Here is a 25,539-nt window from a genome sequence, read left to right as displayed (position 1 = left end):
GTCCCTCCTGCCTTGGACCGACAGGCATAGCGGGATGCTGCGGCGCGGCGCAACGCCCTAGCGTCAGCGCGGCTGCGGGGTTTCGCACGGGCCCTGCAAAAGCTAGTGTCGCGCCGCTGCACCCCCGGGAGAGACGCATGAACACGCAGGCCGGCACCGTGACGCCGATGATGGCGCAGTATCTGGAGATCAAGGCGGCGCATCAGGATGCGCTGCTGTTCTACCGGATGGGCGATTTCTACGAGATGTTCTTCGACGACGCGGTTGCCGCGGCCGAGGCGCTCGACATCGCGCTGACCAAGCGCGGCAAGCACATGGGGCAGGACATCGCCATGTGCGGCGTGCCCGTCCACGCCGCCGAAAGCTATCTTCTCACGCTCATCCGCAAGGGCTTTCGCGTGGCCATCGCCGAGCAGCTCGAAGACCCGGCGGAGGCCAAGAAGCGCGGCTCGAAATCGGTGGTGAAGCGCGACGTGGTGCGCCTCGTCACCCCTGGCACGCTGACCGAGGAGAGCCTTCTGGACGCGGGGCGGCACAACTTCCTCGCCGCCTTCTCCGAGCTGCGCGAGGATTGCGCGCTGGCTTGGGTCGATATTTCCACGGGCGCGCTTTCGGTGCTGGGCTGCGAAAAGCTGGCACTGGGCCCGGAGCTGGCGCGGCTCACCCCGCGCGAGCTCCTCGTCGAGGACAGCATGGAACAGGCCCTGTTCGAGGTCACGGAGGGCTTCGACCTTGCCGTGACGCCGCTGCACCGGGGTGCCTTCGACAGCTCGGGCGGGGCGAAGCGGCTCGCGGCACTGTGGCAGGTCGCCTCGCTCGACGCCTTCGGCGCGTTTTCGCGCGCGGAAATCTCCGCCATGGCAGCGCTGGTCGAATATCTGGAGCTGACCCAGAAGGGCAAGCTGCCGCTGTTGCGCCCGCCGCAGCAGGAGGCGCGGATGTCGGCGATGCGGATCGACGCCGCGACGCGCCGTTCGCTGGAGCTGACCCATGCGATGGGCGGCGGGCGCGACGGCTCTCTCCTGCACGCGATCGACCGCACCGTGACGGCAGGCGGCGCACGGCTTCTGGAGCGGCGCGTGGCCTCGCCCTCGTGCAACTTGGGCACCATCTCCGCGCGGCAGGCCTCGGTGGCGCATCTGGTGGAAGAGGACCGTCTGCGCGAGGATCTGCGCGCGCGTCTGCGCGGCGCGCATGACCTCGACCGGGCGCTCTCGCGCCTCGCCCTCGACCGGGGCGGCCCGCGCGACATGGCGGCGATCCGGGCGACGCTCGAGGTGGCCGACGACATCGGCGCGCTGACCGAAGGGCGCGACCTGCCCGCCCCGCTGGCCGAGGCGGTGCGCGACCTGTCGGGCCACGCGGCGTTGCACGAGCTGCTCGATCAGGCTCTGGTGGCCGAGCCGCCGCTTCTGGCGCGCGATGGCAGCTTCGTGGCCGCGGGCTACGACGAAGAACTCGACGAGGCGCGCCGCCTGCGCGACGAGGGGCGCGGGGTGATCGCGGGGATGCAGGCGGAGTATGCTGCCGAGACCGGTATCCAGAGCCTCAAGATCAAGCACAACAACGTGCTGGGCTACTTCATCGAGACCACGGCCACCCATGCCGCCAAGATGCTCGCCCCGCCGCATTCGGAGCGCTTCATCCATCGCCAGACCACGGCGAACCAGGTGCGTTTCACCACGGTCGAGCTCAACGAGATCGAAACCCGCATCCTCAACGCGGGCGGTCATGCGCTGGAGCTTGAAAAAAGGGTCTTCGACAGGCTGAAAGGCTCTATTCTCGATGCCGCCGGCCCCTTGGGCCAACTTGCGCGCGCACTGTCGAAGATCGATCTTGCCTGTGGTCTCGCCGATCTGGCGCGCGGGGCCGACTGGTGCCGCCCCCGGCTCGACGACAGCCGCGCGTTTCACGTGGAGGCCGGGCGGCATCCGGTGGTGGAACAGGCTCTGCGCCGGACTGGAGAGAGCTTTGTCGGCAACGACTGCGATCTCGGTGATGCGCCGCTGTGGCTTCTCACCGGGCCGAACATGGCGGGCAAATCGACCTTCCTGCGGCAGAACGCATTGATCGCCGTGCTGGCGCAGATCGGCAGCTTCGTGCCCGCCGCTTCGGCGCATATCGGCATCGTCAGCCAGATCTTCAGCCGCGTCGGTGCGAGCGATGATCTGGCACGCGGGCGGTCGACCTTCATGGTCGAGATGGTCGAGACGGCGGCGATTCTCAACCAGGCCGATGACCGCGCGCTGGTCATACTCGACGAGATCGGGCGTGGCACGGCGACCTATGACGGGCTGTCGATCGCCTGGGCGGTGCTGGAGCATCTGCACGAGATCAACCGTTGCCGGGGCATCTTTGCCACCCACTACCACGAGATGACCCAGCTTGCCGCCAAGCTCGACGGCGTGGCGACGGCCACGGTCGCGGTGCGCGAATGGCAAGGCGAGGTGATCTTTTTGCACGAGGTGCGGCGCGGCACCGCCGATCGCAGTTACGGTGTGCAGGTGGCGCGGCTTGCGGGGCTTCCGGCCTCGGTGGTCGAAAGGGCGCGGGTGGTGCTGCAGGCGCTCGAACAGGGCGAACGCGAGGGGCCGGGCCGCGGCGCGCGGCAAGCGCTGATCGACGATCTGCCACTTTTCGCCGCCGTGCCGCCTGCTTCCGAACCGGGCCCTGCGGCAGCCTCGGCCGTTGAGGAGCGGCTGCGCGAATTACAGCCCGATGAGCTGTCACCGCGCGAGGCATTGGAGCTGATCTACGAGCTGCGGGGGCTTCTTCCGGCAGGTTCGGCCTGAGCAATAAAAAAGACGCAGCCTGAACGGCTGCGCCTTTCGAACTCTTTAACTAGAACTTGCCGACAGAACGGTCGAGCATCCGAGAAGTTCCGGAAATTCATTAACTTTCTTTAAACGATGACACGCCGACCTGCGCCGGGCGCAGCAGCCGGTCGTGCAGCAGGAAGCCCTGCGCCGCGACCTGGATGATTTCGCCCGCCTTGGTCCCCGGCACCGGGGCCTCGAACATCGCCTGATGCACCTGCGGGTCGAACTTGTCGCCAACCTGTGGATCGATCGGGTGGATGCCGTGCTTCTTAAAGACGCTGAGCAGCTCGCGCATGGTCAGCTCGATCCCCTCGATCAGCGCCTTTTGCGCCTCGCGCTGGTCTTCGGCAATCGCGTCAAGCGCGCGGCGCAGGTTGTCATGCACCGGAAGCAGGTCGCGCGCGAGCTTGGAGCCGCCGTAATTCTCGGCCTCGCGCCGGTCGCGCTCGGCCCGCTTGCGGGTGTTCTCGGCATCGGCCAGCGCGCGGATGAAGCGGTCGCGGATCTCGTCGCGCTCGCGCTTGAGAATCTCCAGATCGTCCGAGCCCTCGGCGGCTTCGGCGCTCACCTCGCCGTTCTCGTCGACCTCTGCGGCCAGCTCGTCGAGGCTGCGCGGTTCGTCTTGCTCTGCCATTTGCTGTCTTTCCCTTCAGGAGCGGTCGGAGACGAGGCGCCCGACCAACTGTGCTGTGTAGTCCACGATGGGCACGATCCGCCCGTAATTGAGACGGGTCGGGCCGATGACGCCCACGGCGCCGATGATCTTACGGTCGGCGTTCATATAAGGAGAAACGACCAAAGAGGAACCCGAAAGTGAGAAAAGCTTGTTCTCCGAGCCGATGAAGATGCGCACCCCGTCACCCTCTTCGGCCAGGTCGAGGAACTGCGCCAGATCGCGCTTGCGTTCGAGATCGTCGAAGAGTGAACGGATCCGGTCGAGATCCTCGGCTTCGGCCGTCTCGCCCAGCAAGTTTCCGCGACCGCGCACGATCAGCCTTTCACCCTGCTCGCCGGGATTGACCCATGTGGCGAGACCGGATTCGACCAGATCGGCGGCGAGCCGGTCGATCTCCTGCCGCCGCGCCGCGATCTCGCGCGAGATCACGCCGGCCAGTTCGCGCAACGTGTGGCCGCCCGCGATGGCATTGAGGAAATTCGCCGCCTCGCGCATCGAGGACGGCGTCTGACCGGCGGGGGGCGTGAAGATGCGATTCTCGACATGGCCATCGGCGAAGACCAGCACCACCAGCGCACGTTCGGGCGAAAGCGAGACGAACTCGACATGCTTGATCGGGGCCTCGTGCTTGGGCGTCAGCACGAGGGAAGCGCCGTGGGTGATCCCCGACAAGGCATGGCCCACGCGGTCGAGCAGCGAGGCCACGTCTCCGTCGGCCTCCTCCATGGAGCGGTCGATGCGGCGGCGGTCGTCGCCGTCGAGATCGCCGACCTCGAGCAGACCGTCGACGAACATCCGCAGCCCCGATTGGGTCGGGATGCGGCCCGCGCTGACATGCGGGCTGCCCAGAAGGCCCAGATGTTCGAGATCCTGCATGGTGTTGCGGATTGTCGCGGCCGAGACCTTTTCGGACATGTGACGGGTCAGGCTGCGCGAGCCGACGGGGGCGCCAGTTTCAAGGTAGCCCTCGACCACGCGGCGGAACACCTCGCGGGAGCGGTCGTTCATATCCTCGATTCGGGGCGATCTGTCTGGCATCGCGGGCTCGGGTCCTCATGGGGGCACGGCACATTAGGGGCGGCACCGGGGCAAGGTCAATGCGGCCCCATACCGGTCCCGGGTCCGGGTCGGCCTTGGATTTGGGGCGGGCAAGGCGTATGCGCAAGCCCGATACATGAAAGGATGAGACCATGCGCCCCTCCGGCCGGACCAACGACGCGCTGCGCGACGTCGAGATTGACACGGGCTTCAACCGTCATGCGGAAGGCTCATGCCTGATCCGCGTCGGCCACACCCATGTGATCTGCACCGCCACCGTGGAAGAGCGCGTGCCCCCCTTCCGGCGCAACTCGGGCCAGGGCTGGGTGACGGCGGAATACGGCATGCTGCCGCGTGCGACCAACAGCCGGATGCGGCGCGAGGCCAAGGCGGCGCAATCGGGCCGCACGCAGGAGATCCAGCGGCTGATCGGACGCTCCTTGCGCGCGGGCGTCGATTTCCATGCCCTGGGCGAGCGGCAGATCACCGTCGATTGTGACGTGATCCAGGCCGATGGCGGGACGCGTTGCGCCGCGATCACCGGTGGTTGGGTCGCCATGAAACTGGCCGTGCAGAAGCTGATGACCGCGGGCTTGGTCAAGACCGATCCACTGGCCGATCCGGTCTCGGCGGTGAGCTGCGGTCTCTATGCAGGGCAGCCCGTGCTCGACCTCGACTATCCCGAAGACAGCGAAGCGGGTGTCGACGGAAACTTCGTCATGTCCGGCGCGCGGCTGATCGAGGTGCAGATGTCGGCCGAAGGCTCGACCTTCTCGCGCGAGCAGATGGGGCAGCTTCTCGATCTGGCCGAAGCGGGCTGTGCCGAGCTGGCCCGCAAGCAGCTCGAGGCCGTGTCCTGATGCGCCGGTTCACCGAGAGATCGCTCGTCGTCGCCACGCATAACGCGGGCAAGCTCGACGAGTTTCGCGCGCTTCTGGCGCCCTTCGGCGTCACGGTGACGGGCAATGCCGATCATGGCCTGCCCGAGCCCGAGGAGACCGAAACGACCTTTGTCGGCAATGCGCGTATCAAGGCGCGGGCGGCGGTGGCGGCGACCGGTCTGCCCGCGCTTGCGGATGACAGCGGGCTGGAGGTCTTCGACCTCGACGGGCGCCCCGGGGTCCATACCGCGGATTGGGCCGAAACCGGCGCGGGCCGCGATTTCGACATTGCCATGAAGCGGGTGCATGACGAGCTGGAAGCTTCGGCCGCGCCGGCTCCGCATCGCGCGCGGTTCTGCTGCACGCTGGTCTTGGCCTGGCCCGACGGACATGAGGAGATCTTTGAAGGCCACGCCGGGGGCGAGGTGATATGGCCCATGCGCGGGGCAAGAGGGCATGGCTATGACCCGATCTTCGTGCCCGAGGGGCATGAGGTCACCTTTGCACAGATGGATGCCGAGACGAAGAACGCGATGAGCCACCGGGCGCGCGCCGTGGAGAAGCTTCGAGGGTGTTTTGGCTGAGACCTTGCAGAACTGGCAGCGCGGCGGGTTCGGGCTCTACCTGCATTGGCCCTTTTGCCAGGCCAAGTGTCCCTATTGCGACTTCAACAGCCATGTGGCGCAGTCGATCGATCAGGACCGCTGGGCCTCTGCCTATCTGAAGGAAATCGATAGGCTGGCCGAGGAGACGGGAGACCGCATCCTCGGATCGGTCTTTTTCGGCGGCGGGACGCCGAGCCTTATGGAGCCGCGGATCGTCGGGCAGATCCTCGACCGGATCGAACGGCGCTGGCGGCTGCGCAACGATTTCGAGGTGACGCTGGAGGCCAATCCCACCTCGATCGAGGCGGGCCGGTTTGCAGGCTACCGAACCGCAGGGGTCAACCGCGTCTCCATGGGGATGCAGGCGCTGAACGATGTCGATCTGAAACGGCTCGGGCGCCTGCACAGTGTCGATGAAGGCCTTCGAGCCTTTGATATCGCGCGCTCTGCCTTCGAGCGGGTCAGCTTCGATTTGATCTATGCCCGCCAGGATCAGACACCGGAAGACTGGGCCAGCGAGTTGGACCGCGCGCTGGGGCTCTGCGCCGATCATCTGTCGATGTATCAGCTGACGGTCGAGGACGGCACGGCCTTTGGCGATCGGCTGGCGCGCGGGGGTCTTCGAGGCCTGCCCGACGAGGACCACGCGGCGGATATGTACGAGATCACGCAAGACCTCGCCTCATCGGCGGGGCTTCCCACCTACGAAATTTCCAACCATGCGGTGCCGGGAGCCGAAAGCCGGCACAATCTGATCTATTGGCGCGCCGGGGATTGGCTCGGCATCGGGCCAGGCGCGCATGGCCGCCTGAGTTTCGACGCCGATCGCTGGGCGACCGAAGCCCCGAAGGCCCCCGGAGCCTGGCTGAAAGCCGTGGAGACGGGCAATGGCGGCGAACTCGACCGTGTGCTGCTGACCCCCCTCGAATGCCGGGAAGAGGCTCTGATGATGGGGCTTCGGCTCAGCGAGGGTATCGCGCTTTCGTCCGAGCTGATCCGCGATCTTCCCGGGTTCGATGCAAAGGTGACCGGATTGTCGGAGCTTGGGCTGCTGCAACGCTCCGACGACCGGCTTTTTGCGACGCAGGCCGGCCGACCGGTTCTCAACGGGATCTTGCGCGAACTTCTGGCTTGAGACGCCTTCAGTTGCCCGAAAGCAGCCGCAGAAGATCGTCGAGCTGGGCAAGGTCGCGGTAGCGCAGCGTGACCTTGCCGCCTTCGCCATGCGCATCATGGTCGATGCTCACCGACATCTTCAAGGTGGCCGAGAGGTCGCTTTCGATCTGCACCGTGTCGGCATCCTTGCCCGACTTGCGCGCAGCGCGGGGAGACGGGGCCTTGCCCGGCTTGCGCACCAGCGACTCCGCGTCGCGGACGGACATTCCCTTGAGCAGGATCTGCCGGGCCAGGCTAGAGGCCTGCTCGTTTCCGACGAGCGTCCGCGCATGGCCCGCCGTCAGCTGGCCCGAAGTCAGCATCTCCTGCACGTCTTCGGGCAGCGACAACAGGCGCATCAGATTCGCGATATGGCTGCGGCTCTTGCCCAAGGCGCTGGCCAGCTGTTCCTGGGTATGACCGAAGCGATCCATGAGCTGCCGATAGCCCGCCGCCTCGTCTATGGCATTGAGATCGGCGCGCTGGATGTTCTCGATGATCGCGACCTCGAGAACCTCCGTGTCGCTGTATTCCCGAATCAGGACAGGCAGCTCGTGCAGCTTTGCTAGCTGCGAGGCGCGCCAGCGGCGTTCGCCCGCGACAATCTCGAAATGACCTTCGCGCGACGGATCGCGGCGCACGATAAGCGGTTGGATCACCCCTTTTTCGCGGATGGAAGCGGCCAGCTCATCGAGCGCGGTTTCGTCGAAGTGACGACGCGGCTGATCGGGGTTGGGCCGGATTCTTTCGATCGGAACCATCATGTCGGGACGCCTCGCCTCTTCCGCGGCTGTCTGATCCTGGGACACATCGGCCATGAGCGCCGAGAGCCCTCGGCCCAGTCCGCGCGTCTTCTGTCTTTCGGCCATGTCGAGCCCTACCCCTCGCGTTGTATCACTTCGGCGGCCAGTTCGAGATAGGCCATGCTTCCCGCGCAGGCGGGATCGTAATCGAGAACCGGCATGGCATGAGACGGCGCTTCGCTCAAGCGCACGTTGCGCGGTATGACGGTTCGGAACACCAGATCGCCAAGGGTGCCACGCGCGTCGGCTTCGACCTGCTGGGACAGATTGTTCCTGCGGTCGTACATGGTTAGAACGACGCCTTCGATCCGTAGCGCCTCATTGGCCGAGGCGCGCACTTCGCGCAGCGTAAGCATCAGCTGCGAAAGACCTTCGAGCGCGAAAAACTCGCTCTGGAGCGGCACGATGATCGAACCGGCGGCGACCATGGCGTTGATGGTTAGAAGATTCAGCGCGGGCGGGCAATCGATCAGCACATAGTCGTAATCGGGGCGATCGCGCAGAAGCTCGGCAAGACGATTGCGCAGGCTGCGGCTTCTTCCCTTTGATGCCATGAGGTCCACGTCGGCGGAGCTGAGATCCGTCGTGGCCGGGATGATATCCAATCCCACGACCTGGGTCCCATGGATCCCCGCAGTCGCCGGCGCGTCTTCGAGCAGCAGATCGTAGCTAGTGGATCGACGATCGCCCGCCGCAAGACCGAGACCGGTCGAGGCGTTGCCCTGGGGGTCCATATCCACCAGCAGTACGCGCTTTCCGGCCTTCGCCAATGCGGCGCCGAGATTGATCGCCGTCGTTGTCTTGCCGACGCCGCCTTTCTGGTTGGCCAAGGCTATGATGCGACAGGTCTCAGACATGTTGAATGCCACTTATGCGAAGCAGGCGGGCCGAGGTATCGGTACGGCTGACATAGGATGCCATGCCGAAATTCCAGCTCTGCTGCGCGCTCGCGACTTCCGGCTCGAATGCTTTTCCCTTGAGGAAGAGGCATATGCCGTCAGGGGCGAGATGCCTGTCGGCATAGGTCAACAGCATATCGAGCGGCGCGAGGGCCCGAGCGCTCAGGATGTCGGCGTCGCGGGGGGTCATCTTTTCGATGCGTTCGCATGTGACCACCGCGTTGAGCTTCAGTTCCCGAGCCACCGTCCTCAGAAAGGCGGCCTTTCGACCGTCGCTTTCGACCAGCTCGAACCGACACCCTGGCGCAGCTTCGCCTGCCACGATGGCCATGACGACGCCGGGAAACCCGCCTCCGGAACCGATATCGATCCACTGCGCCTCACCCGTTGGAAGAAAGGCCGCCAGCTGCAAGGAATCCTCGATGTGGCGCTCCCTTACCTGATCAAGGTCGTTTTTCGAGACGAGATTGATCGAGCGCGACCATTTCTGCACTAGATTAACATAGTGATCCAGGCGCTCACTTGTTTCACGTGAAACAGTAGGTGCTTCGAGGGGGGGCGAAGAAGGCGTCAGTGTCATGCCGCAAGCCTGCGGCTTGCGTTCATCAACAAAAGCAACCCGGCCGCGGTCATCCCCTCGATCCGCCCGGCTTCGCCGACCGAGCTTGGCCGCGCTTTCTGAAGCTTGTCCTGCAACTCGGCAGAGAGCCCCGAGATGCTCGTGTAGTCCAGATCTCGCGGCAGCTTCCGCGCCTCGTCGCGGCGGATGGCATCCGCATCTCGGCTCTGGCGCTTGAGATAGGCACTGTAGATGGCTTCGTTCTTGATCTGCGCCCCGATTGCAGGCTCGATTTCGGCCAGATCAGGTGCTAGTTCGGTCAAGGTCGAGAATTTAACATCCGATAGCGACAGAGCTTCCAAGCCGGTTTTCGACTGACGCTCCGGGTTGAGCTTAGCACCCCGTCTTGCCAATTCCGCTGCCGGGAATTTCGCCGAGGACAAAGCGGCCCGGCCCGCGTCTAGCTTGTCCATCTTGCGAGCGAAGGCTTCCCAACGCGCCTCACCGATACAGCCCACTTCCCGAGCTGCAGCAGTGAGCCTTTGATCGGCATTATCGGCGCGCAAAGAGAGACGGAACTCCGCCCGCGACGTAAACATCCGGTAGGGTTCGGTCACCCCACGCGTGATGAGGTCATCGATCATCACGCCAATGTAGGAGCTCGTCCGGCTGAACGGCAAACGGGGAAGGCCCAGCACGGTGGCCGCGGCAGAGGATCCGGCAACGCACCCTTGTGCGGCTGCCTCCTCATAACCGGTGGTCCCATTGATCTGGCCTGCCAGATACAGACCGGGCAGCGATTTCAATTCAAGTCCAGAACCGAGCGCCCTTGGGTCGACATAGTCGTATTCAATGGCATAACCGGGCTGTTCGATCCGGACCTGTTCCAGACCGACCATGCTGCGGATAAAGCTTTCCTGCACATCCAAAGGCAAGGAGGTGGAAATCCCGTTGGGATAGACCGTATCCGTGGTCAGCCCTTCAGGTTCGAGAAAGACCTGATGGCTGTCTTTTTCCGCGAAACGCACGACCTTGTCTTCGATTGAGGGGCAGTACCGCGGGCCGGAACCGGAGATATTGCCGCTGTGCATCGCGGATTTCTCGAGGTTTGCATGAATGATTTCGTGCGCGCGTGGATTGGTATGGGTGATCCCGCAGGAGACCTGCCCCGCTGTCGGCGCGTCGTTCAGGAACGACAACATGACAGGCTCGTCATCGCCGGGCTGGGATTCAAGCCGAGACCAGTCGATGGTCTTTCCGTCGAGACGCGCGGGTGTGCCGGTCTTCAGGCGACCCATGGGGAGATCCAATCCCCGGATCCGTTCCGCCAATCGGTTGGAGGCTGCGTCGCCCATGCGCCCGCCTGGCCGCGTTTCCCCGCCAAAGTGCAGCATGCCACCCAGGAAGGTTCCCGTTGTCAGAACCACGGCGGCAGTGCCGATCCGTGTTCCATCGGCCAGATGCACGCCGGAGATCCGCCCCTGCACCATCTCCAGATCGGCGACTTCGCCTTCCAAAATGTCCAAGAGCTCGATCTGCGCAAGTTCCTGCTGCATGGCATTTCGAAAGAGCTCGCGATCCGCCTGCAACCTTGGGCCTTGGACCGCCGGACCCTTCTTGCGGTTCAGCAGCCGAAACTGGATCCCCGCGGCATCGGCGACGCGGCCCATGAGACCGTCAAGCGCATCGACCTCGCGCACCAGATGGCCCTTGCCGAGCCCGCCAATCGCAGGGTTGCAGGACATGGCGCCGATGGTCGCGGCCTTCATGGTGATCAGAGCCGTCTTGGCCCCCATGCGGCATGCGATGGCCGCGGCTTCGACGCCGGCATGTCCACCACCGACCACGATGATATCGTAGGTTCCATGTTTCACGTGAAACAACCCCTATTTTCCGATGCAGAAGCTCGAGAAAATTTCACCGAGCACATCCTCCACATCGACTCGCCCCACCAGACTGTCAAGCGTACGCACGGCGACTCGAAGATCCTCGGCGGCAAGATCGAGCATATCAGTGGATTCCGCCGTTGCGCGACAATCCTGCAGCGCGGCGATTCCGGACATCAGCGCCTCGCGATGCCGCTCCCGAATCGCGACCCCGGCTCCCTCGCTTCGCTTCTCGAGCCGGCCCGCAATCTCGTCGAGCAATTCTGGAACGCCGAAACCGGTCAGGCCGGACACCCCGGGATACCCGGAGGGCTCCCGATCCGCGCGTCCCACGCGCACGAGGTCGTCCGGGCGATCAGCTCGGGTGACGAAATCGTCAGCCGTCACCAGATGCACACGGATATCGGCGGTCTCGGCACGCTGTCTGGCGCGCGCGATGCCGATCGCCTCGACCTCGTCTCCGGCCTCCCGCAGCCCGGCGGTGTCCAGCAAGGTGACCGGCAAGCCCCGAAGATCCATGCGAACCTCGATGACATCGCGGGTCGTGCCCGGAATATCCGATATAATCGCGGCCTCTCGGCCAGCCAGGTGGTTCAAAAGCGTCGATTTTCCCATGTTGGGCGCGCCGATGATCGCCACCTCGAACCCATCCCTGATGCGTTCCGCGGCCCCCACGCCCTGCATCTCCGCGCGCATGGCGTCCTCGCACCGTGCAAGGATTTCAAGAACCTCAGGCGTGACATCGACAGGGACATCCTCATCGGCAAAATCGATCGTGGCTTCCAACAGCGCCATCGCGCGCAGGAGGTCCCGCTTCCACAGATCGGCCTTCTGCCCCAACCCACCGGACATGACGCGCATCGCCTGACGCCGCTGCGCTTCGGTCTCCGCATCGACGAGATCGGCCAGACCTTCGACCTGCGACAGATCCAATCGGCCGTTTTCCAGCGCCTGACGGGTAAACTCGCCCGGCTGTGCCAGCCGCAGTTCCGGCTGCTGCGAAAGCTCGTGCAGGACGGCGTTGATCACGGCCCGGCTGCCATGCAGATGAAGCTCGACGACCGGTGCACCAGTAAAGCTGCGCCCCTTCTCGAAGGTCAGGACCAGCGCCTCATCGAGCACCTCGCCGCCCGCCGAGCGAAGCCGCCGCAGGCCCCGTCCGTGGCGGGGCAAGGGCCCGGCCATGCGTTCGGCCACGCCATGCGCCGCCGGGCCCGAAATCCGGACCACGGCCACCCCTGCCCGGCCCCGCGCGGTCGCCAGGGCGTAGATGTTGTCCACATCCATCGCCGCGCTCCGCGTCAGGTGTTCATCGAATCGAAGAAGTCCGAGTTGGTCTTGGTCTGCTTCAGCTTCGAGATCAGGAACTCGATCGCATCCGTGGTGCCCATCGGGTTGAGAATGCGGCGCAGGACATAGGTCTTCTGCAGGTCGATCTTCTCGACCAGCAGCTCTTCCTTGCGGGTGCCGGACTTGAGGATGTCCATCGCCGGGAAGACGCGCTTGTCAGCGACCTTGCGGTCGAGCACGATCTCGGAGTTGCCCGTGCCCTTGAATTCCTCGAAGATCACCTCGTCCATCCGGCTGCCGGTGTCGATCAGCGCGGTCGCGATGATGGTGAGCGAACCGCCCTCCTCGATGTTGCGCGCCGCGCCGAAGAACCGCTTGGGCCGCTGCAGCGCATTGGCGTCGACGCCCCCCGTAAGCACCTTGCCCGAGGACGGCACGGTGGTGTTGAAGGCGCGGCCCAAGCGGGTGATCGAATCGAGCAGGATCACCACGTCGCGCTTGTGCTCGACGAGCCGCTTGGCCTTTTCGATCACCATCTCGGAGACGGCCACGTGGCGCGTCGCGGGTTCGTCGAAGGTCGAAGAGACGACCTCGCCCTTCACCGAACGTTGCATGTCGGTGACCTCCTCGGGCCGCTCGTCGATCAGCAGCACGATGAGATAGCACTCGGGGTGATTCTTCTCGATCGAATGGGCGATGTTCTGCAACAGCACCGTCTTGCCGGTGCGCGGCGGCGCCACGATGAGCGAGCGCTGGCCCTTGCCGATCGGCGAGACGAGATCGATGATCCGCGCGGAGCGGTCCTTGGTCGCCGCCTCTTCCTCGACCTCCATCTTCAGCCGCTCATCGGGATAGAGCGGCGTCAGGTTGTCGAAGGCAACCTTGTGCCGGGCCCGCTCGGGCGCCTCGAAGTTGATCTTCTCGACGCTGACCAGCGCGAAGTAGCGCTCGTTCTCGTTGGGCTCCTGGATCACGCCTTCGACCGTGTCGCCGGTGCGCAGGGAGAACTGGCGGATCATGTCGGGCGAGACATAGATGTCGTCGGGGCCGGGCAGATAGTTCGCCTCGGGGCTGCGCAGGAAGCCGAAGCCGTCCTGCAGCACCTCGAGCACGCCGTCGCCGCCGATGACCCAGTCTTCCTCGGCCCGCTCCTTGAGGATGGCGAACATCATGTCGCCCTTGCGCATGGTCGAGGCGTTCTCGATCTCCAGCTCTTCGGCCAGGGAGAGAAGATCCTTCGGGCTTTGCGCCTTCAGATCGGCGAGGTTCAGGCGGTCCTGGGACATGCAACGATCCTGCGGCGGCCCTCGGGCCGCTCTTGTCAGTCGTGAAAATGGAATCGCTTCGCCCGGACGGGCAAGCGGGGAGAAGTCTTAGGCGTGGATAAGTCGCGCGTCAATGTTGCTTTGCGAGAGCGCTCAGAACGGACGCACCACCACCGCCACCACGATCACCAGCAAAAGCAGCGTCGGCACCTCGTTGGCGATGCGATACTGCCGCCCCGTACGGCTGTTGGTGCCGGCCGCGAATTCACGGCGGCGCTTCGACAGCCAGCCATGCATCCCCGTCATCGCCAGAACCGCCACCGCCTTGATCCAGGGCCAGGGCTGGGACCAGTCGACGACGCCGGTGGAGATCAGCAGCAGACCGAAGACCCAGGTCGAGATCATCGCCGGGCCCATGATCAGCTTCAGCAGCTTCGTTTCCATGACCTGAAAGGTTTCATCGAGCTCGGACCCCTTCTCGGCCCGCTCCGCGTGATAGACGAAGAGCCGCGGCAGGTAGAACATCCCGGCCATCCACGCCACGAAGGACAGGATGTGCCCCGTCTTTATCCACGGATAGGCGGCAGCCAGCAGATCGGTCATTTTGGTCCCCTTCTCAGACCGGCTCCTTCTCAAATGAATAAGGATAAAAGAAAAGATGATGAGAGTAGTAGGGAGGTGGATAAGCGGGGTTTGAACACCTATCCTCAGAGTCGTCCACAGGATGATCGACTCCTCGACGGAGTCAGAACGACTCGGCTACATTGTTTAACTTATTGTATCCAAAATATAAAAATTTCCGCCTTGCCATCGGAATGCCCCGAGTCGCCAGCTTGACTCACGCTTTTGCCCACAATCGGCCCCAAGCTGCGCGTTGTTCTCGTCCCCCGTGGATAACTCGCTGAGTCGCACCGGCGACTCACCCCGCTTGTCCCGAGTCGCGACACCGGTCACAACTCTCCACCGAGTCGTGCTCATGATTCGATCCCGATTCCTCCCTAGAGTCGTCCACAGGCCGCCATGACCGAAAACCTCGTCCTCGCCTCCGGATCCGAGATCCGCGCCAGCCTGCTGAAGGGGGCCGCAATCCCTTTCGAGATCGAAAAGGCGCGCATTGACGAAGCCGCGCTCAAGGCAGCACTTCTGGCCGAGGGCGCGCCGCCGCGCGATCTGGCCGACAAGCTCGCCGAGATGAAGGCGCTCAAGGTCTCGGCCCGTCGTCCCGGCGCGCTGGTGCTCGGCTGCGATCAGGTGCTCAACCTCGGCGGTGAGGTCTTGTCCAAGCCCGAAACCCCCGAGGAGGCGGTCGAGCAACTCACCCGCCTGTCGGGCCGCACGCATCAGCTTCTTTCGGCCGCGGTGGTCTGCCTCGATGGCGAACCGGTCTGGCGCCATGTCGGCGTGGTCCGGCTCGACATGGCGAAATGCTCCGAGCCTTACCTTCGCGACTATGTCGAGCGCAACTGGACATCCATCCGCCACGCGGTCGGCGGCTACAAGCTCGAGGAAGAGGGCGTGCGCCTCTTCGTGCGGATCATGGGCGATTATTTCACCGTGCTCGGCCTGCCATTGGTCGAGCTGATCAACTGGCTGGTGCTGAGGGGAGATCTCGACAGATGAGCGCGCATCGCATTCCGCTGGCGGGGGTTCTCGGCGCCCCCATCGCCCATTCCCGCTCGCCGCGGCTTTTCGCGCATTGGCTTTCGGAGCTGAAGATCGAAGGGCACTACGTCCCGCTTCACGTGGAGCCAAAGGACTTCGACGAGGTCGTGCGCACCCTGCCCCGCATGGGGTTTCGCGGCGCCAATGTGACACTGCCGCACAAGCTCGCCGCATTGCAGATCGCCGATCATGTCAGCGACCGCGCCAAGCGCATCGGTGCGGCCAACACGCTGACCTTCCGCGAGGATGGCATCCACGCCGACAACACCGACGGTCATGGCTTCATCGCCAATCTGCGCCAGAACGCGCCCGATTGGTCGGCCAGCGCCGGTCCGGCGGTGGTGCTGGGCGCGGGCGGAGCCGCGCGCGCGGTGCTCGATGCGCTGATCGAGGCAGGTGTGCCCGAGATCCGGCTCGCCAACCGCACCCGCGCCCGGGCCGAGGCGCTGGCCGAAGCCTTCGGGCCGAAGATCCGCGTCATCGACTGGGCCGAGACGGCCCCGGTGCTGGATAGCGCGGCGACCCTCGTCAACACCACCTCGCTCGGCATGGCGGGAGCCGATCCCTTCGATCTCGATCTTTCCACCCTGCCCGTCTCGGCGCTGGCGACGGATCTGGTCTATACGCCGCTCGACACGCCGATGCTCATCGCCGCGCGCGCGCGCGGTTGCCGCACGGTGGACGGGCTGGGCATGCTGCTGCACCAGGCGGTGCCGGGCTTCGAGCGCTGGTTCGGCGCCACGCCACAGGTGACGGAGGCGCTGCGCAGGACGGTGCTGGCATGACCTTCCGGCTCGGCCTCACCGGCTCCATCGGCATGGGCAAATCGACCACCGCCGCGATGTTCGCCGATGAGGGCCTGCCGGTCTGGGACGCCGATGCCGCCGTGCACCGGCTCTACGGGCCGGGCGGTGCCGCGGTGGAGCCGATGCGCGCAGCCTTCCCCGAGGCAATCCTCGATAATGCGGTCTCGCGCGATGCGCTCAAGCGGATCATCGCCGCCGATCCGACGGCCCTGCCCCGCATCGAAGCCATCGTGCATCCGTTGGTGCAGACCGACCGCGAGGATTTCATCGCCGCGCAGTCCGCCGACATCACCGTGCTCGATATCCCGCTGCTCTACGAGACCGGCGGCGAGGCACAAATGGACGCGGTGGTGGTGGTCAGCGCGCCGCCCGAGGTGCAGGCCATACGCGTGCTCGCGCGCCCCGGCATGACCCGCGCGCAGCTCGATGCCATTCTCGCACGGCAGATGCCGGATGTTGAGAAACGCGGCCTTGCCGATTACCTGATCGAGACGGTGACACTCGACGCGGCCCGCGCGGGCGTGCGAGATGTGATCGACCGGATCAGGAGGCAGCTGCGCGATGCGTGAGATCGTACTCGACACCGAAACCACCGGCTTCGAGCCTGCCGAGGGCGACCGCATCGTCGAGATCGGCGCGGTCGAGCTGCAAGGTCACATGCCCACGGGCCGCACCTACCACCAATACATCAATCCGGAACGCTCCATGCCCAAGGGCGCCTTCGAGGTGCACGGGCTGGGCGATGACTTCCTGCGAGACAAGCCGAAATTCGCGGCCATCGCGCAGGAGTTTCTCGATTTCATCGGCGAGGCGCGGCTGGTGATCCACAACGCCGCCTTCGACATGAAATTTCTCAACGCCGAGCTGGGCTGGGTCAACAAGCCGAAGATTCCGATGGACCGCGCGCTCGACACGCTGGCCATCGCGCGCAAGCGGTTTCCCGGCTCGCCCGCCTCGCTCGACGCGCTGTGCCGCCGGTTCGGCATCGACAACGGCGCGCGCACGTTGCACGGCGCGCTTCTCGACAGCGAGATCCTGGCAGAGGTCTATCTGGAGCTGATCGGCGGCCGGCAGCCCGATTTCGCGCTGGGTGTCGCGCAGGGCGGCGGCACCGATACCACGCAGGCCGAATGGCGCCCGCGTCCGCGGCCGGCGCCCCTGCCGCCCCGAATCACCGAGGAAGAGGCCGCCACCCATGCCGAGTTCATCGGCAAATTGGGCGACGACGCGCTTTGGAAAAGGTTCGGCTAGGCCTCAGGCGGTGCCCGAGGGGCCCTGCTCGGCTTCGGCGGCCTTCTGGGCCTGCTGCTGCTGCGCGCGGCGCTGAAGCTCGTTGCGATAGAGCTGCAGGAAGTCGATCTGCTCGAGGTTCAGCGGCGGGAAGCCGCCGTCGCGGGTCACATCCGAGACGATCCGGCGCAGGTAGGGAAAGGTCATGCGCGGGCATTCGATCAGCAGGTAGGGGTGCAGCTGCTCGTCCGGCACGCCGGAGATCTGGAACACGCCGGCATATTCGATCTCGAAGATGAACAGCGGCTCGCCCGAGTCCTTGGCCTTCGAGGTGATGTTGAGCTTGGTGATCACCTCGTACTGGCCCTCCTGCCCGCGCTTGCGCGCGTCGAGGTTGACCTGAACCGAGACCTCGGGCTGCAGATCGCCGGAGAGGCCCTTCTGCGCCAGCGCGTTCTCGAAGGACATGTCGCGGATGTATTGCGCGACGATGCGCTGCGTCACCTTGGGCTGCTGTTGCGCCTGGCCTTCGGGCTGCGGGCTGGCGGGGGCGTCGGGCGTGTCGGTCATCTGGGATCCTCCGGTGTCAGTTGGGCCTTATCTATCAGCCCCCGCGCGCCCCCTCAATGCCGGGTCCAACCCGAAGGGTGCGTCGGCGCGGGGCCTTCGCCCAGCTCCTGGTAATCGCCGTCGATCACCGTGTCGCGCGGACGCTGATGGCGGCCCGGATACCCCTGAGAGGCGCCATGCGGCGGCTGGCCCATCTCGAAGCTCGCCACCTTCACCTTGTCCTTGAGAAGCCGGAACACCCGCCCGCGCACCGCCGGGATCAGCAACGCGAAGCCGCAGGCATCGGTGAAAAAGCCCGGTGTCAGCAACAGCGCGCCGGCAAACAGGATCATCGCGCCGTCGGCCAGCGCGCGCGAGGGGTCCGACAGCTCGGCCATCGACCGCTTGAGCCGGGCGATCGCCTGAAGCCCCTGCCCGCGCACCAGCGCGGTGCCCGCGATGGCGGTCAGAACCACGATCAGCAGCGTCGGCCAGAGCCCGATCAGCCCGCCGATCTGGATGAACAGGCCGATCTCGATCAGCGGCACGGCGAGGAAGGCGATGAAGAGCCACATGGGCGGTCTCCCGAAGGTCTGTGAGCGTCCCCCTGCCCCGCGACGATCCGCGCCGGGGGGTCGGTGGACTTGAAGGTTCGCGTGGCTTACATAGGTGCGACATGGGTCCGGTGCGAGGCCCGTGCTGACATGAGGCTCCGAATGAACTCTCCCATCATCCAGCTTCTGGTGCTCGCAGGCATCGCGATCTTCCTGATCCTGCGGCTACGCGGGGTGCTGGGCACACGCGAGGGATTCGAGAAGCCGAGTCTGCCCGCGCAGACCGAAAAGCGGCGCTCGCGTCCCGAGTTCGAGGTGATCGAGGGCGGTCCCGACCGCGACATCACCGATCACGTGCCCGAGGGCAGCGACACCGCCAAGGCGCTCTACGCGATGAAGGCCGCGGATTCGTCGTTCAACCTGAGCGAGTTCCTGCAAGGGGCCCGCGGCGCCTACGAGATGATTCTCATGGCCTTCGAGAACGGCGATCTCGAAAGCGTGAAGCCGTTTCTCTCCGACGATGTCCACGAGGCCTTTGCCGAGGTGGTCGCCGCGCGCGAGCGTGAGGGGCTCAAGGTCGAGGCGACATTCGTCGGGCTGGGCGAGGTCGCGGTGCGCGACGCGAGCTTCGATGCCGATACCCGCGAGGGCGAGATTGCCGTGCGCTTCACCGGCGAGCTGACCTATGTGGTGCGCAACGCCGCGGGCGAGATCGTCGAGGGCTCGACCAGCGAGATCAAGCGCCAGCGTGACGTCTGGACCTTTGGCCGGGTGATGGGCACCGACGATCCCAATTGGAAACTGGTGGCGACCGGGGAATGATCCGGCGCGCGGCGGCACTGGCGTTGGCCCTCGGGCTGCCGCTCGGCGCGGCGGCAAGCCCGAAGCTCCTGGATTTCCAGCAGCTCGACGGCTGGGCCGCCGATGACCACGCCGCCGCGCTGGAGGCCTTTCTCGAAACCTGCCGCGACCTGCGCGACCGCGACTGGCAGGCGCTGTGCGGCATGGCGGGCGAGACCGAGGATGCGAAGAGCTTCTTCGAGCTGTTCTTTCTGCCGGTGATGGTCGAGGACGGGGCCGAGGCGCTCTTCACCGGCTATTACGAGCCCGAGCTGCGCGGCTCCGAGGTGCCCGACGGCCGTCATGTCGCCCCGGTCTACCGCGTGCCCGAGGATCTGCCCTCCGAAGGGCCATGGCTCACCCGGCAGGAGATCGAGCAGGGCGGCGCGCTCAGGGGGCGCGGGCTGGAGATCGCCTATGTCGATCCGGTCGAGCTGTTCTTCTTGCAGATCCAGGGTTCGGGCCGGGTGCGCCTGCCCTCGGGACAGGTGATCCGGCTCGGTTACGGCGCGGCCAACCGCCAGCCCTATTCCTCGATCGGGCAGGAGCTGGTGGCGCGCGGCATCTACGAGCCGCATCAGGTCTCGGCCGACGTGATCCGCTCATGGGTCAGGCGCAACCCGGTCGACGGGCGCGAGCTGCTCTGGACCAACCGCTCTTACGTGTTCTTTCGCGAGGTGAACGAGGTGCCGCCCGAGCGCGGGCCGCTGGGCGCGATGAACCGCTCGATCACGCCGCTGCGCACGATCGCGGTGGACCCCTCGTTCGTGCCGCTCGGCGCGCCGGTCTGGATCGAGACCGAGGGCGAGGACCGGTTTCGCCGCCTGATGATGGCGCAGGACACCGGATCGGCGATCAAGGGCGCCCAGCGCGCCGACATCTTCTTCGGCACCGGCAGGCTCGCGGGCAAGCGCGCGGGCCGGACCCGCGACACCGGGCGGATGGTGATGCTGCTGCCGATTCAGCGCGCGCTCGACATGCTGCCGCAGACCTTGGCCGATCCGGCCTGATGGCGCGCAGGCCCCGGCACCTGTCGCCCGAAGAGCGGGCGCTGTGGGACAGCGTCGCGCGCCAGGCCGCACCGATGCACAAGCCGCGCGCGCCCGCGCCCGACTCCAAACCCGAGCCCAAGCCTGCCAAGCCCGCCGCGCCGGAGCATTTCGACCCGCTGCCCCGGTTCAGGGTCGGGCAGAAGGCCGATGCAGCGCGCAAGGATGACCTGTTGCCGAGGCTGCGCGACCGGCTGCGCGCCGCTCCGGTGGCGATGGACGCCAAGGCGCATGGGCGGATGACCCGTGGCAAGCTCAAGCCCGAGGCCCGGCTCGACCTGCACGGCATGACCATGTCCGAGGCGCATCCCGAGCTCGTGGCCTTCATCCTGTCGAGCCAGGCGATGGGCCGCCGGCTGGTGCTGGTGATCACCGGCAAGGGCCGTGAAAAGGACTACGAGGCGCCGATGCCGGTGCGCCACGGGGTGTTGCGGCACCAGGTGCCGCAATGGCTCGGCCTGTCGCCGCTTCGGCAGGCGGTGCTGCAGATCACCCCGGCCCATATCCGCCATGGCGGCGAAGGCGCCTATTACGTCTATCTGCGCCGCGCGCGCTAGGCAGCGCGGGCCAGCGCCTGCGCCCGGGGCAAGAGCCGCGCCGCGCGACGCACGCCGAAGGCCGCCAGCAGCCCCGCGAGGCCGAGATAGGCCGCGATGCCCAGCATCTGACCGGGGAAATCGACGCCGTGGTCGATCAGCAGCCCGCTCACCCCCGGTCCCACCGCCGAGCCGAAGACCATCACCGCCGCCGCCGCCGACTTGACCGCGCCGATGTGGCGCGTGCCGTAGAACTCGGCCCAGAAGGCGCCGGGCAGCACCGCCTGCGCACCGGTGCCGATCCCGAGCACCGCAAGACCCAGCGCCGCCATCCCGAGCCCGTCGGCCTGTGAGAGCACGAGGAAGGCCAGCGTCCAGGGCAGCATGAGAAACGGCATCAGCCGCGCCGTGCCGAACCGGTCGAGTGCTGCGCCGGTGGCGAAGTTGGCGCCGATGGTCAGCGCGGTGAAGAGCGGCATCAAGGCCACCCATTGCCCGAGGCTCCAGGGTTTCACCTCGGACAGATGCACCTGCTGGAAGAACAGCGCCGTCCCCCAGGCCGGCGGGCCGAGCAGCGCCGGGACGATCAGCCAGAACAGCCAATGCGTCACCGCCGCGTTGCGGGTCCAGTGGCGTCCGCCCATGCCGGACGACTGGCTCTCCCGCGCGATGCTCTGGGGCGTCCGTTCCTGTCGCAGCAGCGCCAGCGCCGGCGGCATGGCGAGGAACGACAGCACCGCCGCCGCGACCCACAAAAGCCGCCAGTCCATCAGCCCCAGCCCGGCCACGAAGAGCACCGGCAGCACCGCCTGACCCAGCGCCACGCCCATGGAGGCGACCGAGAGCGCCTTGCCCCGTCCGGCGGCGAACCAGCGCGCCATGGCCACGACCGAGATATGGATCATCATCCCCTGACCGGCGAATCGCAGCACGAAGATCACCGGCACCAGCGCCCAGCCCCAGCCCCCCGGCAGGGCCGCCATGGCAAGGCAGCCCAGTCCCAGAAGCGCCATCGCCGCCGGGCCGAGGCGGCGCGCGCGAAACCGGTCGGTCAGCCCGCCCGCCCAGATCATCACCAGCGCCGAAAGCGTCGTGCCCAGCGTGTAGATCCCGCCCCAGGCGCCGTGGCCCAGCCCGAACTCGGCGCGGATCTCGCCCGCGAAGACCGAGATGAAGAAGGTCTGGCCAAAGGAGGAGCCGAAGCTCAGCAGCGCGCCGGCGGCGAGGAAGGGCGCGTTGTCGCGCAGGAAACGCAGGAAGCTCATGCGGGGGCCTTTCGAGGTTCCGGGATCGGCCGGGGAGGTCGGGCGAAGCCGGTACCATTCGAAACCTTCCCCGAGTCCAGGCGTTTGTGGGACGAACCTTGCAAGGAGTCCACCGGACATGTCCGACCCGATCGCTGCCCGACCCACCCCGGACCGGGCCGGGATCCGTGTGATCTGCAACGATCACTCGGGCCGCAACAGCCGCGAAGCCGAGGCCATCGACAAGGCGATGAAGGTGCTCGGGCCTCAGGCCGAGCTCAGACACGTCAAGGGCCGCGACATCGCCGGGGCGGCACAGGCCGCGGTCGGCGAAGGCGTCGGCACCGTGGTGGCGGCAGGGGGCGACGGCACGATCATGGCCGTGGCCTCGGCGCTCAGGGGGTCGGACTGCGCGCTGGGCGTGCTGCCCTTGGGCACCTTCAATTTCTTCGCCCGCGGCTGTGGAATTCCCGAGGACCCCGAGGGCGCGGCGCGCGTCATCGCCGCCGGGCATCGCCGGTCGATCGACCTTGGCGCGGTGAACGGACAGCTTTTCCTCAACAACGCCAGCATCGGTGTCTATCCCGCCATCCTCAAGGAGCGCGAAACCGTCTATCGCCGCTGGGGCCGCCGCCGCATCGCCGCGCATTGGTCGGTGCTCAAGACCTTCTGGCGGTTCCGGCGTCCGCTCAAGGTCGAGATCGAGATCGAAGGGCAGCGCCGGCGCTTCCGCACGCCGCTGGTCTTCGCGGCGCGCTCGGCCTTCCAGCTCGAACATTTCGGGCTGCAGGGCGCCGATTGCATCCGCGGGGGCAAGTTCTCGGTCTTCGTCGCGCCCAACGAGGGGCGGGTGGGGCTCTTGTCCGACGCGCTGCGTCTCGCCGTGCGGCAGATGCGGCTGGGCGAGGATTTCGAGCTGATCTGCGCCGACAGGCTGACGATCCATCTCAAGCGCCCCCAGCAGCTCGTCGCCTGCGACGGCGAGAAGTTCACCATGCGTGGACCGCTGGAGTTTGAGATGATCCGCGATGCCTTCGAGGTGATCGTGCCGGAAGAGACGAATGAAACGGCCCGGCCGGACGGGCGCGCGGCATGAGGCGCGTGCTGCATATCTCGGACCTGCATTTCGGCCGCACCCGCGAGGATCTGCTGGAGCCGTTGATCGAGACGATCAACGGGCTCGCGCCCGATCTCGTGGCCTTTTCCGGTGATCTGACCCAGCGCGCCCGCGAAAGCCAGTTCGCCCAGGCCGCCAGCTTCATCTCGCGGCTGACGCCGCCAGTCTTCACCGTGCCCGGCAATCACGACACGCCGATCGACAATCCCTGGCTGCGCTTCGTTAAGCCGTTCCACCGCTACCGGGAGATCATCAGCGAGGATCTGGAGCCGGAATATGCCGACGAGGAGGTGGCGCTGGTCGGGGTCAACACGGTCAACCGCTTTGCCTGGCAGTCGGGCAAGATCAGCCGGCGCACCATCAGGCGGATCTGCGACGCGTTTTCGGAGGTGCAGGACGGGCGGACCCATCTGGCGATGATGCACCACCCGCTCGAACACGATCCGGGCACGGAAAAGCGGCTGATGCGCGGGGCGCGCGCCGCCGTCGCCTGCCTGGGGCGCTGCGGCGCCGATGTGGTGCTCTCGGGCCATCTGCACAATGCCGCCGTGGCCCCGCTCACCGCGGCGCCGGGCGTGCTTCTGGTGCAGGCGGGCACGGGGCTGTCGTCGCGGCTGCGCGAGGAGACCAACAACTTCAACCTGCTGCATATCGCGCCCGACGCGATCAAGGTGGAGCGATACGGGGCCGAGGACCGGCCCCGCTTCGGAATCATCCAGACCGCGCGCTTCGCCAAGACGAAGGGGGTCTGGCGCGAGGTCTAGAGCACGTAGCGCGACAGGTCGGTCGACCGCGACAGCTCGCCCAGGTGCTCTTCGACGAAGGCCTCGTCGACGGTGATCGTCTCGCCCGCCCGGTCGGGCGCGGTGAAGCTCAGCTCCTCGAACACCCGTTCCAGCACGGTATAGAGCCTGCGCGCGCCGATGTTCTCGACCGAGCGGTTCACCTCCGCCGCGATCCGCGCCAGCGCCGCGATGCCGCCTTCGGTAAAGGTGACCGTCACCTCTTCGGTGCCCATCAGAGCCGTGTACTGCCGTGTCAGGGCATTGTCGGTCTCGGTCAGGATGCGGACGAAATCCTCCTCGGTGAGCGCGCGCAACTCGACCCGGATCGGCAGTCGGCCCTGAAGCTCGGGCAGCAGATCCGAGGGCTTGGCCACGTGGAAGGCGCCGCTCGCGATGAACAGGATGTGGTCGGTGCGGATCGGGCCGTGCTTGGTGGTCACGGTCGTGCCCTCGATCAGCGGCAGCAGGTCGCGCTGCACGCCCTCGCGGCTCACATCCGCGCCGCGCGCATCCGCCTTGGCGCAGACCTTGTCAATCTCGTCGAGAAACACGATGCCGTTCTGCTCGACGTTCTCGACCGCGGCCTTGGTCACCGTCTCGTCGTCGAGAAGCTTGTCGGCCTCGTCGGCGATCAGAAGCTCGTAGCTCTCGGCCACCGTCACCCGCTTCTTGACCTTGCGGCCGCCCATCGCCTTGCCGAAGAGATCGCCCAGATTCATCATGCCGCCGGGCTGGCCGGGGATGTCCATGCCCTGCATCGGGTTGGAGCTGTCGGTCACCTCGATCTCGATCATCGTGCCGTCGAGCTCGCCCGACTTCAGCTTGCGGCGGAACATCTCGCGCGTCTGGTCGCGCGCATCCGTGCCGGCGATGGCGCTGATGACGCGGTTCTCGGCGGCCTCGTGCGCCTTGGATTTCACATCCTCGCGCATCTGCTCGCGGGTCTGGAAGATCGCGGCCTCCACCAGATCGCGGATGATCTGCTCCACGTCGCGGCCGACATAGCCGACTTCGGTGAATTTCGTCGCCTCGACCTTGAGAAAGGGCGCCTGCGCCAGCTTGGCGAGGCGGCGCGAGATCTCGGTCTTGCCGACGCCGGTGGGGCCGATCATCAGGATGTTCTTGGGATACACCTCGTCGCGCAGATCCGCGCCGAGCTGCTTGCGCCGCCAGCGCGAGCGCAGGGCGACGGCGACGGCGCGCTTGGCCTCCTTCTGGCCGATGATGAAACGATCGAGTTCGGAGACGATCTCGCGGGGGGTCAGGTCGCTCATGGGAGGGTCCTTCTGTG

Annotated in this window: 26 protein-coding genes; 13 read left to right on the top strand and 13 right to left on the bottom strand. The window is 66.2% G+C overall.

Annotated elements, in window-relative coordinates; all coding sequences use genetic code 11:
* The first annotated feature begins 137 nt into the window (after positions 1-137).
* Entirely contained in the window at positions 138-2,792 is a 2,655-nt protein-coding gene (gene mutS / locus NHG85_RS03610; RefSeq protein WP_253329890.1) for a DNA mismatch repair protein MutS, read from the top strand.
* 100 nt (positions 2,793-2,892) lie between these two features.
* On the opposite strand, the gene NHG85_RS03605 is transcribed toward mutS, so the two are convergent.
* Together NHG85_RS03605 and hrcA are read right to left on the bottom strand one after the other, a co-directional pair.
* On the bottom strand, positions 2,893-3,453 hold the full coding sequence (locus NHG85_RS03605; RefSeq protein ID WP_253329888.1) for a nucleotide exchange factor GrpE: 561 nt from the start codon (positions 3,451-3,453) through the stop codon (positions 2,893-2,895).
* 15 nt (positions 3,454-3,468) lie between these two features.
* The gene (gene hrcA / locus NHG85_RS03600; RefSeq protein ID WP_253329887.1) at positions 3,469-4,503 is read right to left on the bottom strand and encodes a heat-inducible transcriptional repressor HrcA; all 1,035 of its coding nucleotides are present in this window, start codon (positions 4,501-4,503) and stop codon (positions 3,469-3,471) included.
* Between the two features lie 182 nt (positions 4,504-4,685).
* Here hrcA and rph point away from each other — a divergent pair, with 182 nt between their 5' ends.
* Genes rph through hemW form a run of 3 tightly spaced genes read left to right on the top strand, consistent with a single transcriptional unit; the run spans position 4,686 to position 7,154 of the window.
* Positions 4,686-5,393: a ribonuclease PH gene (gene rph / locus NHG85_RS03595; RefSeq protein WP_253329886.1), complete on the top strand. Its 708-nt coding sequence runs from the start codon at positions 4,686-4,688 to the stop codon at positions 5,391-5,393.
* Positions 5,393-5,998, top strand: a complete 606-nt coding sequence (gene rdgB, locus NHG85_RS03590; RefSeq protein WP_253329885.1) for an RdgB/HAM1 family non-canonical purine NTP pyrophosphatase — start codon at positions 5,393-5,395, stop codon at positions 5,996-5,998. Before rph ends, rdgB begins: the two co-directional genes overlap by 1 nt.
* Before the next feature lie 4 nt (positions 5,999-6,002).
* Positions 6,003-7,154 (top strand): radical SAM family heme chaperone HemW, encoded by a 1,152-nt coding sequence (gene hemW, locus NHG85_RS03585; protein WP_253329910.1) that lies wholly within the window; start codon positions 6,003-6,005, stop codon positions 7,152-7,154.
* Positions 7,155-7,161: 7 nt separating this feature from the next.
* On the opposite strand, the gene NHG85_RS03580 is transcribed toward hemW, so the two are convergent.
* The 7 genes from NHG85_RS03580 to hemJ form a co-directional block, all read right to left on the bottom strand.
* On the bottom strand, positions 7,162-8,043 hold the full coding sequence (locus NHG85_RS03580; protein WP_253329884.1) for a ParB/RepB/Spo0J family partition protein: 882 nt from the start codon (positions 8,041-8,043) through the stop codon (positions 7,162-7,164).
* Positions 8,044-8,051: 8 nt separating this feature from the next.
* On the bottom strand, positions 8,052-8,834 hold the full coding sequence (locus tag NHG85_RS03575; RefSeq protein WP_253329907.1) for a ParA family protein: 783 nt from the start codon (positions 8,832-8,834) through the stop codon (positions 8,052-8,054).
* Complete coding sequence (gene rsmG / locus NHG85_RS03570) at positions 8,827-9,456, bottom strand: 16S rRNA (guanine(527)-N(7))-methyltransferase RsmG (protein WP_253329883.1); 630 nt, start codon at positions 9,454-9,456, stop codon at positions 8,827-8,829. The genes NHG85_RS03575 and rsmG overlap by 8 nt, the downstream gene beginning before the upstream one ends.
* On the bottom strand, positions 9,453-11,309 hold the full coding sequence (mnmG, locus tag NHG85_RS03565) for a tRNA uridine-5-carboxymethylaminomethyl(34) synthesis enzyme MnmG (protein ID WP_253329882.1): 1,857 nt from the start codon (positions 11,307-11,309) through the stop codon (positions 9,453-9,455). Before mnmG ends, rsmG begins: the two co-directional genes overlap by 4 nt.
* A 12-nt stretch (positions 11,310-11,321) precedes the next feature.
* On the bottom strand, positions 11,322-12,602 hold the full coding sequence (gene mnmE / locus NHG85_RS03560) for a tRNA uridine-5-carboxymethylaminomethyl(34) synthesis GTPase MnmE (protein ID WP_253329905.1): 1,281 nt from the start codon (positions 12,600-12,602) through the stop codon (positions 11,322-11,324).
* A 20-nt stretch (positions 12,603-12,622) separates the two neighbouring features.
* Complete coding sequence (rho, locus tag NHG85_RS03555; protein ID WP_253329880.1) at positions 12,623-13,897, bottom strand: transcription termination factor Rho; 1,275 nt, start codon at positions 13,895-13,897, stop codon at positions 12,623-12,625.
* A gap of 132 nt (positions 13,898-14,029) precedes the next feature.
* A complete protein-coding gene (gene hemJ / locus NHG85_RS03550) occupies positions 14,030-14,479 on the bottom strand; it encodes a protoporphyrinogen oxidase HemJ (protein ID WP_253329877.1) in 450 nt (149 codons plus the stop codon).
* Between the two features lie 417 nt (positions 14,480-14,896).
* On the opposite strand from hemJ, the gene NHG85_RS03545 reads away from it, so the two are divergent.
* Genes NHG85_RS03545 through dnaQ form a run of 4 tightly spaced genes read left to right on the top strand, consistent with a single transcriptional unit; the run spans position 14,897 to position 17,595 of the window.
* A complete protein-coding gene (locus NHG85_RS03545) occupies positions 14,897-15,496 on the top strand; it encodes a Maf family protein (protein WP_253329876.1) in 600 nt (199 codons plus the stop codon).
* On the top strand, positions 15,493-16,323 hold the full coding sequence (locus NHG85_RS03540) for a shikimate dehydrogenase (protein ID WP_253329875.1): 831 nt from the start codon (positions 15,493-15,495) through the stop codon (positions 16,321-16,323). Before NHG85_RS03545 ends, NHG85_RS03540 begins: the two co-directional genes overlap by 4 nt.
* Positions 16,320-16,913, top strand: coding sequence for a dephospho-CoA kinase (gene coaE, locus NHG85_RS03535; RefSeq protein WP_253329873.1), 594 nt, complete (start codon positions 16,320-16,322; stop codon positions 16,911-16,913). The genes NHG85_RS03540 and coaE overlap by 4 nt, the downstream gene beginning before the upstream one ends.
* The gene (gene dnaQ, locus NHG85_RS03530) at positions 16,906-17,595 is read left to right on the top strand and encodes a DNA polymerase III subunit epsilon (protein WP_253329872.1); all 690 of its coding nucleotides are present in this window, start codon (positions 16,906-16,908) and stop codon (positions 17,593-17,595) included. Before coaE ends, dnaQ begins: the two co-directional genes overlap by 8 nt.
* A gap of 3 nt (positions 17,596-17,598) precedes the next feature.
* Here dnaQ and secB read toward each other — a convergent pair whose 3' ends face one another.
* Both secB and NHG85_RS03520 read right to left on the bottom strand, forming a co-directional pair.
* Positions 17,599-18,144, bottom strand: a complete 546-nt coding sequence (gene secB / locus NHG85_RS03525; protein ID WP_253329870.1) for a protein-export chaperone SecB — start codon at positions 18,142-18,144, stop codon at positions 17,599-17,601.
* 53 nt (positions 18,145-18,197) lie between these two features.
* A complete protein-coding gene (locus NHG85_RS03520; protein WP_253329868.1) occupies positions 18,198-18,698 on the bottom strand; it encodes an FxsA family protein in 501 nt (166 codons plus the stop codon).
* Between the two features lie 141 nt (positions 18,699-18,839).
* Here NHG85_RS03520 and NHG85_RS03515 point away from each other — a divergent pair, with 141 nt between their 5' ends.
* The 3 genes from NHG85_RS03515 to NHG85_RS03505 are packed head-to-tail and all read left to right on the top strand — an operon-like array spanning position 18,840 to position 21,123.
* Complete coding sequence (locus NHG85_RS03515) at positions 18,840-19,499, top strand: Tim44/TimA family putative adaptor protein (protein ID WP_253329866.1); 660 nt, start codon at positions 18,840-18,842, stop codon at positions 19,497-19,499.
* Positions 19,496-20,527 carry a murein transglycosylase A gene (gene mltA, locus NHG85_RS03510; RefSeq protein ID WP_253329864.1) on the top strand — a complete coding sequence of 344 codons (1,032 nt, stop codon included), beginning with the start codon at positions 19,496-19,498 and terminating at the stop codon, positions 20,525-20,527. Before NHG85_RS03515 ends, mltA begins: the two co-directional genes overlap by 4 nt.
* Positions 20,527-21,123 carry a Smr/MutS family protein gene (locus NHG85_RS03505; protein WP_253329862.1) on the top strand — a complete coding sequence of 199 codons (597 nt, stop codon included), beginning with the start codon at positions 20,527-20,529 and terminating at the stop codon, positions 21,121-21,123. Before mltA ends, NHG85_RS03505 begins: the two co-directional genes overlap by 1 nt.
* Here NHG85_RS03505 and NHG85_RS03500 read toward each other — a convergent pair.
* Positions 21,120-22,367 (bottom strand): MFS transporter, encoded by a 1,248-nt coding sequence (locus NHG85_RS03500; protein WP_253329860.1) that lies wholly within the window; start codon positions 22,365-22,367, stop codon positions 21,120-21,122. The genes NHG85_RS03505 and NHG85_RS03500 overlap by 4 nt on opposite strands.
* 118 nt (positions 22,368-22,485) lie before the next feature.
* Here NHG85_RS03500 and NHG85_RS03495 point away from each other — a divergent pair, with 118 nt between their 5' ends.
* Positions 22,486-23,442, top strand: coding sequence for a diacylglycerol/lipid kinase family protein (locus NHG85_RS03495; protein ID WP_253329859.1), 957 nt, complete (start codon positions 22,486-22,488; stop codon positions 23,440-23,442).
* Positions 23,439-24,227 (top strand): metallophosphoesterase family protein, encoded by a 789-nt coding sequence (locus tag NHG85_RS03490; RefSeq protein WP_253329857.1) that lies wholly within the window; start codon positions 23,439-23,441, stop codon positions 24,225-24,227. Before NHG85_RS03495 ends, NHG85_RS03490 begins: the two co-directional genes overlap by 4 nt.
* Here NHG85_RS03490 and hslU read toward each other — a convergent pair.
* Positions 24,224-25,522, bottom strand: a complete 1,299-nt coding sequence (gene hslU / locus NHG85_RS03485) for an ATP-dependent protease ATPase subunit HslU (protein WP_253329855.1) — start codon at positions 25,520-25,522, stop codon at positions 24,224-24,226. The genes NHG85_RS03490 and hslU overlap by 4 nt on opposite strands.
* Positions 25,523-25,539 lie beyond the last annotated feature (17 nt).

Source organism: Limimaricola litoreus, assembly GCF_024159025.1.
Taxonomy (GTDB): domain Bacteria; phylum Pseudomonadota; class Alphaproteobacteria; order Rhodobacterales; family Rhodobacteraceae; genus Limimaricola; species Limimaricola litoreus.
This window is presented reverse-complemented; position numbering and strand designations above follow the sequence as displayed.